We start from the raw sequence: 11,860 nt of genomic DNA on the forward strand, positions 1-11,860 counted from the left end.
AAGCCAACCGGGGTTGTTTGCCGTGCGCATTCGCCCTACCTCCTGCGCCCTATGGAGAGCGCGCCCGCACTGAAGGACCGTTTCGGCCGCGGAATCCGCTATCTGCGGATATCGGTGACGGACCGGTGCGACCTGCGCTGCCGCTATTGCATGTCGGAGGCGATGACCTTCCTGCCGCGCGCGGCGGTGCTCAGCCTGGAAGAGATCGCGCTGATCGCCGAGCGCTTCATCGCCCGCGGCGTGCGCAAGATCCGGCTGACCGGCGGCGAGCCGCTGGTGCGCCGCGACGTGGCCGAGCTGGTCCGCCGGCTGGGCCGCCACGTCGGCGAGGGGCTGGACGAGCTGACGCTGACCACCAACGGCACGCGGCTGGCGGAGCACGCGCAGGCGCTGGCCGATGCGGGCGTCCGCCGCGTCAACGTGAGCCTCGACAGCCGCGATCCGGAGGTGTTCCGCCACATCACCCGCCATGGCGACGTGGCGCAGGTGATCGCCGGGATCGACGCGGCCCGGGCGGCGGGGCTGCGCGTCAAGATCAACATGGTGGCGCTGAAGGGACTGAACGAGGCCGAGATCGCGCCGATGCTCGAATGGGCAGCCGCGCGCGGCATGGACCTGACGCTGATCGAAACGATGCCGCTGGGCAGCGTGGGCGAGGACCGCGCCGATCGCTTCCTGCCGCTCACCGGGGTACTGGCGGATCTGCGCGGGCGATTCGATCTGGCGCCGGATTCGTTCACCAGCGGCGGGCCGGCGCGCTATTGGCGGCTGGCCGGGAGCGATACGCGGCTGGGGCTGATATCGCCGCTCACCGCCAATTTCTGCGACGGGTGCAACCGCGTGCGGCTCACGACCGAGGGCAAGCTGTACCTGTGCCTGGGCCATGACGACCAGGTGGACCTGAAGGCCGCGATCCGCTCCGGCGGGATCGCCGCGCTGGATGCCGCGATCGACGCGGCGCTGACGATCAAGCCCGCGCGCCACGATTTCCGCATCGCCCGGGGCGCCACCCCCGCCGTGGCGCGGCACATGAGCGTCACCGGCGGATGAGCGAGAAGCGCGCGCTCGTCGCATCGCCCACGCCCCAGGCCCAGCTCGCCGCACAGGAGCTGCGCGAGAATTACGAATGGGTGCCGTTCGAACAGGCAGAGCTGGTGGTCGCGCTGGGCGGCGACGGCTTCATGCTGCAGACGCTGCACCGCATGCTGGGAACGCGGCGCAGCGTGCCGGTGTTCGGGATGAACCTGGGCACCGTCGGCTTCCTGATGAACGACTGGCGGCTGGAGGGGCTGGACGAGCGGCTGGCACGCGCCAAGCCCTTCCGCGTCTCGCCGCTGACCATGACCGCGCACACCGTACAGGGCGAACGGATCGAGCATCCCGCGATCAACGAGGTGTCGCTGCTGCGCGAGACGCGCCAGGCAGCCAAGCTGGAGATCACCGTCAACGATCGCGTCGTGCTGCCCGAGCTGGTGTGCGACGGGATGCTGGTGGCGACGCCCGCGGGATCGACCGCTTACAACCTCTCCGTCCAGGGGCCGATCCTGCCGCTCGGCGCCGGGCTGCTCGCGATGACGCCGATCAGCCCGTTCCGCCCGCGGCGCTGGCGCGGCGCGATCCTGCCGGACAAGACGCGAATCTCCATCCGCGTGCTGGAGGGCGATAAGCGCCCGGTGAGCGCGGTGGCCGACCAGCATGAGGTGCGCGAGGTGACGCAGGTGGACATCGGCATCGACCATGTCCGCGATCTGACGCTGATGTTCGACCCCGAACATGCGCTGGACGACCGCATCACCATGGAACAGTTCATCGCCTGACCGCGCCCGCGGCCGCGCCGGACTCAAACCGCGCTTGCATCCTGAAAATCCGGGCGTATAGACGCCCACCTCGGCTTGTTCCCTGATAGCTCAGCGGTAGAGCTCTCGACTGTTAATCGAGCGGCCGTTGGTTCGAATCCAACTCAGGGAGCCAGCCGGGCCGATCAGGGCCGATCACCAGCGATCAGAAATCGTTGCACAGCCCTGAAATACGGGCAAAAACGCGATCATGGCCGATCATCACCGATCATCGAAGCGCACACATTCTGGGGGCATCGCAGGGGGGCTCGGTGACCAGTGCCCCCAGCGCCCTCGAATCGGCCGCTGGTGCTGACGGACCTGGCCTGTCGCCGTGCCGCGGCGAGCGGCAAGCCCCGCAAGCTGACGGATTCGGATGGCCTGTTCCTGCTGGTGACGGCCACCGGCTACCGCTCCTGGCGCTTCAAGTACCGGATCGCCGGGCCGGACAAGCAGATCGAGAAGCAGCTCGTGTTCGGCCCCTACCCGGAAATCAGCCTGGAGGCGGCGCGCGCGCGGCGCGACGAGGCGCGCCGGATGATGCGCGACGGACTCGATCCGGGCGTTGTGCTGAAGCAGCGCCGCGCCGCGCAGGCGATGTCCGCGGTCGATACGTTCCAGCGGATCGCGGAGGAGTGGCATCAGCGCCAGTCGGCGCGCTGGGACGCGCGCTATTCGAAACAGGTCCTCGAGCGCCTGCGCAAGCACGCCTTCCCGGCGATCGGGCGGGTGCCTGTGCGCGACGTGACCGTGCCGATGGTGCTGCAGCTCGTCCGCGCGATCGAGGCGGCCGGCACGATCGAGATGGCGCACCGGGTGCGCGGATATCTGTCCGACGTCTTCGTCTTCGCGATCGGCTCCGGCCGGGCGGAGGCCGATCCGGCGGCTGTGATCCGCAAGGCGCTCCAGCCGGTCACCGAGCGGCTGCGCCCGGCCGAGCTGGCGCTGGAGCGCGCGCGATCGGTGCTGGCGGCCGTCGAGAAGCAGTCGGACTGGTGGGCGCTGCGCCTGGCGTCGCGCATGGTGGCGCTGACGGCCGCACGGCCGGGTGCGGTGATCGGCGCCGCGCGGGAGGAGTTCGAGGACCTGTACGGCCCGGAGCCGCTGTGGCGCATCCCGGCCGCGCGCATGAAGCTGCGCCGCGCGCTCAAGGCGTCGGCCGGGAACGACTTCACGATCCCGCTGTCGACACACGCGGCCGAGGTCGTGAAGGCGGCGCTGGCCACCTCGCACAGCCGCAGCCATCTGTTTCCCTCGCTCTACTCGCCGCGCAAGACCGTGAGCCTCAGCAGCCTGAGCAAGCTCTATCGCGACGCAGGGTTCGCGGGCGTCCACGTGCCCCATGGCTGGCGCTCGACCTTCTCCACGGTGATGAACGAGCTCGCCGCCGCAGAAGATCGCGAACGCGACCGCGCGATCATCGACCTGATGCTCGCGCACAAGCCGAAGGGCGTCGAGGGCGTGTACAACCGGTCGGTGTACATGGCCCGGCGCCGCGCGATCGCGCAGCAGTGGGGCGATCTGCTGATGCAGGGATTGCCGCCGGCGGCCGAGCTGCTGCCGCGCTGATCCGGGGGGCGCGGGCATGACGGCGCGCGCGATCGGGGACGTCCTGGGCAAGGTTGCCGGGAGGGGCAGGCCACACATCACCGGCCAGCCGGTGCGGGCGAACAGCTATCGCGTGGGGGATCGCGAGCATCGCGTCTGGCGGCCGATCGCCGACGGCACCACACGCCGTGCTCGCCGGCGCATCGGCGCCGTGCTCCGCGCGGCCAGGCGGTTCGAGCAGGAAAGCATGGAGCGCTCGCGCCGCAACGGGGCGCTCGGCCATATCGGGCTCGAGGTGCTCGAGGCGCTGTACAGCTTCGCAGACTACAAGACGGGGCGCTGCGACCCGTCGGTCGACACGATCGCCGCGAAGATCAAGCGATCGTACAAGGCCGTCCGCCAGGCGCTCGAGCGTCTGCGCGCGGCCGGCTTCGTCGAATGGATTCGCCGCTGCGTCAGCACCGGCAACGAAGGCCAGGCCGGGCCTCAGGTGCAGCAGACGTCCAACGCCTATGGCTTCCTGGTGCCCCCGCGCGTCGAGGTCATGGTGCGCCAGCTCCTGGGCAACGCACCGCCGCCTGAGGACGCCATCTGGCAGCGGAACGAGCACGCCGCCCAGACCGAGGCCATGCTCGCCTCCCTGCCCCTTGGCGAGCAGGGCAGCGCGCGGATCTCGGACCCCGGCCTTGCTGCTGCGGTGGACGCCTTGGGCGCCGCCCTCGATCGTCGGTCAGGTGCGTGAAGGTACTGAACGCCGACAACCCGGGAGCCGAAGGAATATATATGATGAGTGGCTGCGCCACGCGCTGAGTTTGTTGCCCCCAAGCCGATAACGAAGTCCTTAAGCGACGATCGTCCTGCCCCGCCGCTCCCGGCGGATGCAGCCGCTTGCGCGGCTGCGGTGGCTTCCCAGAGGGGAAGCGCGCAAACTTCGTGCCGAAATTGCGGCCGTTCAGCCCGCGGTGAGCAGCTCGCTCCAGGTCTCGAAAAGTCGGCGCCGGATCTGCAGATGCTCCGCCCGGTTGTACGCTGCCTCAACCTTGTTCGCCGGCGTGTGCGCCAGCGCCTGGTCGATCGCGGCGCGCGATTCCGGCGCGCGCTCGTTGAGGATGGTAGAGAATGCCGCGCGCCAGCCGTGCGGAACGTGGCGGCCCTTGAACCCCGCGCGCGCATAGAGCGCGCCGATCGCACCCTCGCCGATCGGTGCCGCGCCGCGGCCGGGAAAGATCAGCGCCGCCGGCGCCGGCGAAGTTCGGGTATCGTGCCCGAACTTCGCTGCCTCGCGCAGCACCGCCGCCGCGGCCGGCGCCAGCGGCACGATATGGTCGAATTCGGCCGCGGCCTTCTTGGCCGCGGCCAGCTTCATGTGCGCCGCCGGGACGCGCCAATATGGCGCCTCCCCGTCCAGATCGTGGATCTCGCTCCAGGTGGCCAGCCGCACCGCCGCCATGCGCACCGCGGTCAACGCCAGGAACCGCGACGCGAGCTTCGCCACCGGCGCGCCGGGGAGCGCGTCCACGGCATCCAGGAGCGTCCGCGCCGCCGCGGGATCGGTGATCGCCGGATGGCGCCGCGCCGGCGGCCGCGGCCGGAGCTCGGCGCGCAGATCCGCCGCCGGGTTCGTCGCGATCATCCCGCGCAGCCGCGCGAACGCGAACACGCCGGCGATGCGCTGCGCGATCCGCCGCGCTGTCTCGATGCGCCCGCGGCGCTCCACGGCGCCGAGCAGCTCGAGCAGCTCGGCCGGCGATATCGCGGCGATCGGCCGGGTGCCGATTGCGGGGAACACGTCGCGCTCCAGGCTGGCAAGCACGTCCGCCGCATGCGCGGCCGACCATCGCCCGCGGCGGGCGGCGTGCCAGGCCCGCGCGACCGGCTCGAAATTCTGCGAGATAATGCCCCCTTGACGGCGATTGCGCGCGCCAGGGTCGACATTGTCGCGCAGCTCCAGCCGGGCCTGGTCGCGCCGCGCCCGGGCATCGCCAAGGCCGATATCGGGATAGCGCCCGATCGTCAGCAGCTTCTCCGCGCCGCCAAAACGGTACTTCAGCCGCCACGATCGCGCGCCCGCCGGCGAGACGAACAGGAACAGGCCGCCCGTGTCGTGCAGCTTGTACGCACGATCGCGCGGCGCCGCGGCCTTCACGGCCGCCACGGTAAGAGGCATTGACACCTCGCTCCTCAACTGCTCGAAATGGACGCCTGGGCGTCCTGAGGGGCTGGCCGCGGTCGGAGCGACGCGGCCGGCCCTTCTTCTTGATCCCGGATTCGCGGCGGACAACCCCTCCGCCGCGCTATCGCCGGGAAATGGCGAAAATCTGCGCTTTTCAGGCTAGGCGCGCGTTGTTGATACCCCCGCCGATACCCCCAGCATGCGCGCACGAATTCCGGCTCTTCCTCGCCCCTCAGGGGCAGGGCGGGTAGCCGAACCACACGCGCAGCCAGCAAAGCTGCGCGTCGCGATCGTCCAGCGCCTTTTCGCGGCCGGCGATCACCTCGGCGATCTGCGCATCGCTCCAGCAGCGCATCGCCGGATCGTCCGGGCACGGCACCGCCGGCTCGGGGATCGGCGTGCGCGGCGCCGGCGTGACGCGCTCTATCGCGGGGCGGCTACCGGCGCTCAGCGGCGCGGCGCTCTCGCTCCCGCAGCTCGCGCAAAGCAGCATTGCTGGCAGGGCCGCCAGCGCGGCCGGCAGCATCGGGGTTCGCGTCGATCGCATTCTCGATTGCTCCTTGCAAATTGTCCTGGGCGGCCGCGTCGCGCGCCTCACGGCGCAACTGGTCGCCGTCGGCCGTGCCGATCCGCTCCAGCTGTTCCTGGCGCTGATCCGCCGCCTGGCGCGCGTCGTGCGCGCCGGTGATCGCGCCAATGATGATCGATCCCGCCAGCCAGATCGCCGCGGCGGCCATCGCGATCGTCGCGGCCCAGGCGATCAGATGCGCCCAGCCCGTCGGCACGTTGCGGCGGACCAGTGCGGCCACGATCCAGGCGATGATGCTCATTCGGGTTCCCCTCGTGCGTCCTCGATCGAGATCTCGCTGCCGCCCACCTTGCCGCGGATCGTGCGCTTGATCAGCAGCCCCGCGAAGCCGGTGAGCACGATGCCGACCAGCACCAGCGCGCCCAGCCCGAGCTGGAAAGCATAGCTGGGCACCTCGCGCACCAGCCACAGCGCGAACCCGGCCATCACCGTCATCGCCATTCCGCCGCCGGCGAGCAACATCAGCGCCCAGCCGCGGCGCCCCTCCGGGTTGCCCAGCGCGCGGAACGGCGTCGCGATCGCGGCGATCGCCGCCCCGATGCTCACCACCAGCCCGCCAGCGCGCCGATCGCCGCGGCGGCAAAGGCCAGCCCCGCGATCGTGATCGTGCATCCCTCGCGCCCCAGCTTGTCCGACACGGCCGGCGACGATGCGTTGGCGCCGGCCAGGAAGACGAGCACGCCATAGCCCGTCGCGGCGATCGCCATCAGCAGGATCAGCACCTGCGAGATCTGAAGCCAGGTCACCATCTCACGCCTCCCCGCCAAAGGTCACCGCGGCCAGGTGCGGCAGCAGCTTGGCGCCCGGGCAGGCCGTGGCCTTGATGTCGCAATGCGCCCACACCGCGCGGCCAGTCGCCGCCGGCGGCCGGACGCTCCCCAGCCGCGCCATCGGCGCGAAGCTGCCATAGGCCGGATGGCTGGCGCTCGAGCGCAGCCAGCCCAGGAACGCGCTCAGCAGCGGCATCCGCGCCGCGATCTCGGCCGCGTCGATATCGGCGCCGTGAAAATCGCCGGCAAAGGCGATGCCGATCGCCGCGCTGTTGTGGCCCACCGAATGCGCGCCGCTGCGGTCCTCGCCGCGGCCCTCGGCGATCGTCAGCCCCTCGCCCGCGGTCAGGAACGCGACGAAGCTGTACGGCACGTCCAGCCCCAGATCCGGGCGCGCGCGCTGCAGGCTGCGCATCATCGCGAAGATCTCCGCATCTCTCTCCCAGATGTTCGGGGTCGGATCGCGATCGATCATCACCGTGTGATGGATGAAAACATGCGTCCGCGCGCTGCGCGCGACGCTGTGCCCCAGCCGCGGCAGGCGCGCGTCGGCGCCCCACTGCGCGCGCGTCACCAGGCGCAGGCCCGGCGCCAGCTCGATTCCTGCCATGTCGTGCTCCTCAGTTGATCGCGATGCCCGCGGCGACGAGCTGGCGGCGAAGACGCGCTTCGCGCTCCTCGCATGCCCGCTGGCCCGCGGCCGCGGCGTCGGCCTTTTCCTCGGCCTTCTCGACGCGCGCGACCAGGCGCGCGATCTCGCGGTGGAATCGGGCGAAGTCCTTGTCCTTCGCCGCCGCGGTGATCTCGTGCGCCTCGGCCATGCTCTTCGGCCACAGGCGCCGGTTGACCATCCACGCGCCCAGGAACCCGCCGCCCAGCACGGATGCCGCCGACGAGATGGCGAGCGGAAGGATCGGCATGATGCTCATGGTCGATCCTCCTACGCCGAGATCTGCGACACGAGGTGTGCCTCAGCCGCGCGCAACGCCGCCTGGTTCGAATAGAACAGCAGCGGCGCCCACCAGGTCATCGGGCACCCGGTATCGCCGCTTGCGAACCCCAGCGCCTTGCTGAGATACAGCATGTAGACATAGGAGATCGGGCTCGATCCCGTCGTCACGATCGCTGTCGATCCCGCAAGCACGCCGTCGACATAGACGTAGAGCATGTTGCCGCTCAGGTCCGCCCAGATCGAAAACACGTGCTTGGTGTCGAGCGCGGGAAGCGATCCGCCGGTCAGGTCGATCGTCGTGTCGGCGCCGCTCGTGGCATTCTTGCGAAAGCGGAACCGGAACGTCGTCACCACGCCGGAGCCGTCGGTGACCATCGAAAGCTGGCACAGCATCGGCGGGCTGCCGGAAGGGCTGTCCTCGACACCCTGGTTGCCCATCGTGAGCATGCGCAGCGTCGTGCTGGTGTAGCTCGTCAACGAGGCCGCGGCAGGCAGCTTGATCCCGATCGTCCACCCGAAACCCGTACCCAGCGGAAACCCGCTGGCCTGCGGCGTGCCGTCGCGCGCGTGCCAGTCGGCGCGCGAGCGCCAGCGGATGCGGGCCATGCTCGCGCGGCCCGCGAACACCAGCTCGCGCGCGGCATTGTAGGCGGTCGTGTCTCCGCTGGCCCAGTCGAGATACAGCCGCGGGCAACGCCCGTCGATCTGGCGCACCACGTCGCCCGCCGCGCCGGACGTCGCGAAATAGCCCGGAGCCCAGCCCGCCAGCAGGTAGCTGTTGACCAGCAGCCCGGCATCCCACAGCTTGCGCTTGCCAAACGCGCCGGCCGACTGCGCGCCGGGGATCAGCTTCGTCGCCGTCGTCATGTGATGATCTCCGTCGTTCCGTCGGGCAGCGCACGGCGCGTGGGCCGGCCGGTGACCGGATGGCGATCCCAGCCGATGACGCCCTTCAGCAGATAGATCTGCGCGCTGTTGTTCGATCCGTCCTGGTCGTAATAGAGGCCGAAGACGTTGCTCCCCGCGCGCAGCATCTGGGGCGCGCCGAAATCGCTCCAATAGGTCGAATTGGAGCCCACCAGCGCCGAGCAGACCTTGTGCCGGATGTTCCAGCGTCCGCGCAGCGCATCCTCCAGCGTGGCCTGCGCCAGATAGACGCCGCCATAGCTCCCGCCCGTGTTGTTGCCGTTGCCGCGCGGCGCCACCATCATCTCGAGCATGCCCAGGTCGCGGTGATAGACCACGGCGGGGTTGTTCGCCGCGTTGCCGACATTGCACGCCTGCCACGGCGTCCAGTCCCACACGCCGGGCAGCACGCGCCGCCCGATCGTATAGAGCGAATAGGCGCCCGTCGTGCCGCCGCTGGCGGTCGGGCGCCAGAACGTCATCATCAGCCCGTCCGCCAGCTTGACGGTCACCGGCTCGAACGGATTCCACTGCGTCGAGGTGCCCGCAAGCGGGATCGAGGCATCGCGCTCCAGCAGGATCGATCGCCACGGCTGGTCCATGACGAAATTGGGGCGCCAGCTCCCGTTGGTGCCGTCCGCCGAGCGGTACCAGGTATACTCGCCGACGCTGCCATAGGTGGCGTTGCGCAGGTGCCAGAAATAGACCGCGCCGTCGTCGTCGACCACCAGGCCATAGGGATAGCTGCCGCCCGACGCATCGTCGACGATCGCGGTGCCGTTGTAATCGGTGAGCGTGGCCGTGCTCCACGTCGCCCCGCCATCGGTCGAGGTGGCGGCCAGGATCGGCAGGTTGGTGCTGATCTCGCCCGGATATTTGGTGCGCAGGCACAGCACCAGGTAATTGCCGTTCGGCAGGCACACGCCCGTGTACGAATAGCAGTCCTGCTCGCTCTGCTCGCAGACCGTCACTGCCGATCCAAACGGATTTCCCGAAGCCGACACGTCATAGGCCGAGGCATTGGCCAGCACCCGGCACTTGACCTTGCGCGTGTAGTTCGCGGCCAGGTCCGGGCTCGGCGAGTGCGCCGGCGCCGACATGTAGATCAGCACGAGCTGATCGCGCCCCGCGTCGTAGAAACTGCCTTCGGGCCAGGCATTGTACACCGCCTCGGCCGAGGTCGTGATCTTCGTCGGCGCGCCAGCGTTTAGAAAGCTGGTCGACCACGGCACGAACTTGGCGGGCGCGTCGGCCGCCAGCTTGACCACGCCATAATCGATCGCGCGGATAACGCCGTCCGCCTGCACTTCCGCCGCTGCGGCGCCGAGATAGGGGATCGCCGCGGGAATGGTCCGGTCGCGCACGACGGGCGCGGTCGCGGCCTGCTCGGTCGTCAGATCGGTGCGCAGCCCGTCAACCAGCGTCTTGACCGGCGTGTTCGTGGTGGCGGTGACGGTAGCGCGGCAATACGGCGCCGTGGTCGTGGTCGTAGCCTGCGAACTGCCATGGCCGTCGCCCGAGCTGACGCGGCGCCCGGATACGCCCCCGTTGAGCGTGGCGCCATCGCTCGAATAGAGCGCGACGATCCATGCCGAGTTGAACTCGGTCACGCCGAACTGCGACGGGATCAGATCCAGGACATAGGTCGTGTTGGCGCTCGCCGAAAAACTGTAGCTGCCCTGATAGGTCCACGCCGTTCCGCTCACCGACTGCAGCTGGATTTCCACTGTCCCCGCCGCGATCGCGCGGACCTCCACGCGCAACAGCTTGCCGGTGAGGCCGAGCGGGACGATATTGCTGCGCGGCAGGCTGATGCCGGTTCCCGTCCCGCTCTGCGTGGGATCGTCGCCGGTCGTGTTCGTGCTGGTCGTGCTGTACCCTGCGAGCACCGCCGAATTGTTCGTCACGGCGGACGCCTGCGCGGCCAGGTCGGCCGCCGCCTGCTGTGCCAGCACGCGCTCAGCCGCGGCGCTAGTCGCCGACCCTGCCGCATCCTGCGCCGAAAGCTCGGCCGCGGCCGCGAACGATGCCGTCACCGCGGCGCCGTCGATCTCCACCGTCAGCGTCTGGTCGGCCACGGTCACGTTGGCGCTGCCGATCGATCCCGCGCCGCCGGCCGGCCCGCCGACGATGAATTCCCCCTCCAGGTATCGCTGCTTCGTGCCGCCGCTGGGCGTGATGTCCAGCGCCCAGATCCAGTTCACGTCGCCGCCGGGCTCGGACGCATCCTCCACCAGCTCGATTTCATTTTCGGGAATCGACATGACGAACGTGCTGACCGGTGCGCCATCCTCGGTTGCAACGTCCGGGGTCGTGAAGTTGAACTCCAGTTCCGGATCGCCCGGGGCGTCGTATCGCTGCCGCACCTCGCCCGCGATCGTCGCGCCCGTTAGGTCGAGCCCGACGATACGCACCGTCAACGTGAACGGCGTCGTGCGGACCGCCCGGAGGCGGACCGTTGCGGTCTTGATCATCGATGTCTCCGGATGGTGCGGTGCGCTACCAGGTGGCGATCGGCGCGCGCAGCCAGGTGTTCGTGGCGGTGCAGACGTAGAAATAGGACGAATCGAACGCGATCTGCCCGGCTGCCCCGGTCGCCCCGGCGGAAGCGGGCGGCGATACGATGCGCACCAGCACGGCGCTGTCGCTCATGTCGGTCGACGCCACGCTGCCAAGGTCGATCGTCGGGTTGCCCGATGCGCCGTCGCCGTTGCTGACGGAGATCTTCGCGGATCCCGCCGCGATCGATCGCGCGGCCGCCGTGCCGCTGCCCGTGCGCGCGATCAGACCGTTCGCCGCGATCGCCGCGATCGCCGTCAGGTCGCTGTCCAGCGGCTGCTTGCCCGCCAGCGCGCTCGTCATCGTCGTCGCGAAATTCGGATCGTCGCCCAGCGCCGCCGCCAGCTCGTTGAGCGTGTCGAGCGTCGATGGCGCGCTGTCGACGATCTTGGCGATGATATAGGTCGCCATCGCCGATGCCAGCCACGTCCGCAGCGTGGTGCCCTCGATGCCGAAGATCTTGTCGCTGTCCGCCACGTCGCCGCCGGCGGCGACGCTGCCGACCGCGTCTGCAAGCTCGATCGCCAT

14 protein-coding genes and 1 tRNA gene are annotated in these 11,860 nt (G+C 69.8%); 5 read left to right on the forward strand and 10 right to left on the reverse strand.

Annotated elements, in window-relative coordinates:
* Positions 1-51 precede the first annotated feature (51 nt).
* The 5 genes from moaA (at position 52) to OM513_RS17190 (ending at position 4,125) form a co-directional block, all read left to right on the forward strand.
* The gene (moaA, locus tag OM513_RS17170; RefSeq protein WP_264945906.1) at positions 52-1,050 is read left to right on the forward strand and encodes a GTP 3',8-cyclase MoaA; all 999 of its coding nucleotides are present in this window, start codon (positions 52-54) and stop codon (positions 1,048-1,050) included.
* A complete protein-coding gene (locus tag OM513_RS17175) occupies positions 1,047-1,817 on the forward strand; it encodes an NAD kinase (RefSeq protein ID WP_264945907.1) in 771 nt (256 codons plus the stop codon). Before moaA ends, OM513_RS17175 begins: the two co-directional genes overlap by 4 nt.
* Before the next feature lie 79 nt (positions 1,818-1,896).
* Positions 1,897-1,971 (forward strand) — tRNA-Asn (locus OM513_RS17180).
* 173 nt (positions 1,972-2,144) lie between these two features.
* Complete coding sequence (locus OM513_RS17185; RefSeq protein WP_264945909.1) at positions 2,145-3,404, forward strand: tyrosine-type recombinase/integrase; 1,260 nt, start codon at positions 2,145-2,147, stop codon at positions 3,402-3,404.
* A gap of 16 nt (positions 3,405-3,420) precedes the next feature.
* A complete protein-coding gene (locus OM513_RS17190) occupies positions 3,421-4,125 on the forward strand; it encodes a helix-turn-helix domain-containing protein (protein WP_264945910.1) in 705 nt (234 codons plus the stop codon).
* Between the two features lie 210 nt (positions 4,126-4,335).
* Here OM513_RS17190 and OM513_RS17195 read toward each other — a convergent pair whose 3' ends face one another.
* From OM513_RS17195 to OM513_RS17240, 10 genes are all read right to left on the reverse strand, one after another.
* Complete coding sequence (locus OM513_RS17195; protein ID WP_264945911.1) at positions 4,336-5,550, reverse strand: tyrosine-type recombinase/integrase; 1,215 nt, start codon at positions 5,548-5,550, stop codon at positions 4,336-4,338.
* A 238-nt stretch (positions 5,551-5,788) separates the two neighbouring features.
* Positions 5,789-5,911 (reverse strand): hypothetical protein, encoded by a 123-nt coding sequence (locus OM513_RS17200; protein WP_264945912.1) that lies wholly within the window; start codon positions 5,909-5,911, stop codon positions 5,789-5,791.
* Positions 5,912-5,993: 82 nt separating this feature from the next.
* Positions 5,994-6,386, reverse strand: coding sequence for a hypothetical protein (locus tag OM513_RS17205; RefSeq protein WP_264945913.1), 393 nt, complete (start codon positions 6,384-6,386; stop codon positions 5,994-5,996).
* A complete protein-coding gene (locus OM513_RS17210; RefSeq protein ID WP_264945914.1) occupies positions 6,383-6,691 on the reverse strand; it encodes a hypothetical protein in 309 nt (102 codons plus the stop codon). Before OM513_RS17210 ends, OM513_RS17205 begins: the two co-directional genes overlap by 4 nt.
* Positions 6,688-6,894 (reverse strand): hypothetical protein, encoded by a 207-nt coding sequence (locus OM513_RS17215; protein ID WP_264945915.1) that lies wholly within the window; start codon positions 6,892-6,894, stop codon positions 6,688-6,690. Before OM513_RS17215 ends, OM513_RS17210 begins: the two co-directional genes overlap by 4 nt.
* Before the next feature lies 1 nt (position 6,895).
* The gene (locus OM513_RS17220; protein ID WP_264945916.1) at positions 6,896-7,525 is read right to left on the reverse strand and encodes a peptidoglycan recognition protein family protein; all 630 of its coding nucleotides are present in this window, start codon (positions 7,523-7,525) and stop codon (positions 6,896-6,898) included.
* Positions 7,526-7,535: 10 nt separating this feature from the next.
* On the reverse strand, positions 7,536-7,844 hold the full coding sequence (locus OM513_RS17225; protein WP_264945918.1) for a hypothetical protein: 309 nt from the start codon (positions 7,842-7,844) through the stop codon (positions 7,536-7,538).
* An 11-nt stretch (positions 7,845-7,855) separates the two neighbouring features.
* Positions 7,856-8,734 (reverse strand): hypothetical protein, encoded by an 879-nt coding sequence (locus OM513_RS17230; RefSeq protein WP_264945920.1) that lies wholly within the window; start codon positions 8,732-8,734, stop codon positions 7,856-7,858.
* Positions 8,731-11,247 (reverse strand): hypothetical protein, encoded by a 2,517-nt coding sequence (locus OM513_RS17235; RefSeq protein WP_264945922.1) that lies wholly within the window; start codon positions 11,245-11,247, stop codon positions 8,731-8,733. The genes OM513_RS17230 and OM513_RS17235 overlap by 4 nt, the downstream gene beginning before the upstream one ends.
* A gap of 25 nt (positions 11,248-11,272) precedes the next feature.
* Positions 11,273-11,860 carry a hypothetical protein gene (locus OM513_RS17240; RefSeq protein ID WP_264945923.1) on the reverse strand — a complete coding sequence of 196 codons (588 nt, stop codon included), beginning with the start codon at positions 11,858-11,860 and terminating at the stop codon, positions 11,273-11,275.

The sequence above is a fragment of the Sphingomonas canadensis genome (assembly GCF_026013525.1).
In the GTDB taxonomy this organism is placed as follows: Bacteria; Pseudomonadota; Alphaproteobacteria; order Sphingomonadales; family Sphingomonadaceae; genus Sphingomonas; species Sphingomonas canadensis.

Excerpts from the sequence above, each read along its gene's own strand:
- OM513_RS17235 (WP_264945922.1), bottom strand. The coding sequence starts at position 11,247 with ATGATCAAGACCGCAACGGTCCGCCTCCGGGCGGTCCGCACGACGCCG.
- OM513_RS17200 (WP_264945912.1), bottom strand. The coding sequence starts at position 5,911 with ATGCGCTGCTGGAGCGATGCGCAGATCGCCGAGGTGATCGCCGGCCGC.
- OM513_RS17175 (WP_264945907.1), top strand. The coding sequence starts at position 1,047 with ATGAGCGAGAAGCGCGCGCTCGTCGCATCGCCCACGCCCCAGGCCCAG.
- OM513_RS17205 (WP_264945913.1), bottom strand. The coding sequence starts at position 6,386 with ATGAGCATCATCGCCTGGATCGTGGCCGCACTGGTCCGCCGCAACGTG.
- OM513_RS17195 (WP_264945911.1), bottom strand. The coding sequence starts at position 5,550 with ATGCCTCTTACCGTGGCGGCCGTGAAGGCCGCGGCGCCGCGCGATCGT.
- OM513_RS17225 (WP_264945918.1), bottom strand. The coding sequence starts at position 7,844 with ATGAGCATCATGCCGATCCTTCCGCTCGCCATCTCGTCGGCGGCATCC.
- OM513_RS17220 (WP_264945916.1), bottom strand. The coding sequence starts at position 7,525 with ATGGCAGGAATCGAGCTGGCGCCGGGCCTGCGCCTGGTGACGCGCGCG.
- moaA (WP_264945906.1), top strand. The coding sequence starts at position 52 with ATGGAGAGCGCGCCCGCACTGAAGGACCGTTTCGGCCGCGGAATCCGC.
- OM513_RS17240 (WP_264945923.1), bottom strand. The coding sequence starts at position 11,860 with ATGGCGATCGAGCTTGCAGACGCGGTCGGCAGCGTCGCCGCCGGCGGC.
- OM513_RS17190 (WP_264945910.1), top strand. The coding sequence starts at position 3,421 with ATGACGGCGCGCGCGATCGGGGACGTCCTGGGCAAGGTTGCCGGGAGG.
- OM513_RS17215 (WP_264945915.1), bottom strand. The coding sequence starts at position 6,894 with ATGGTGACCTGGCTTCAGATCTCGCAGGTGCTGATCCTGCTGATGGCG.
- OM513_RS17230 (WP_264945920.1), bottom strand. The coding sequence starts at position 8,734 with ATGACGACGGCGACGAAGCTGATCCCCGGCGCGCAGTCGGCCGGCGCG.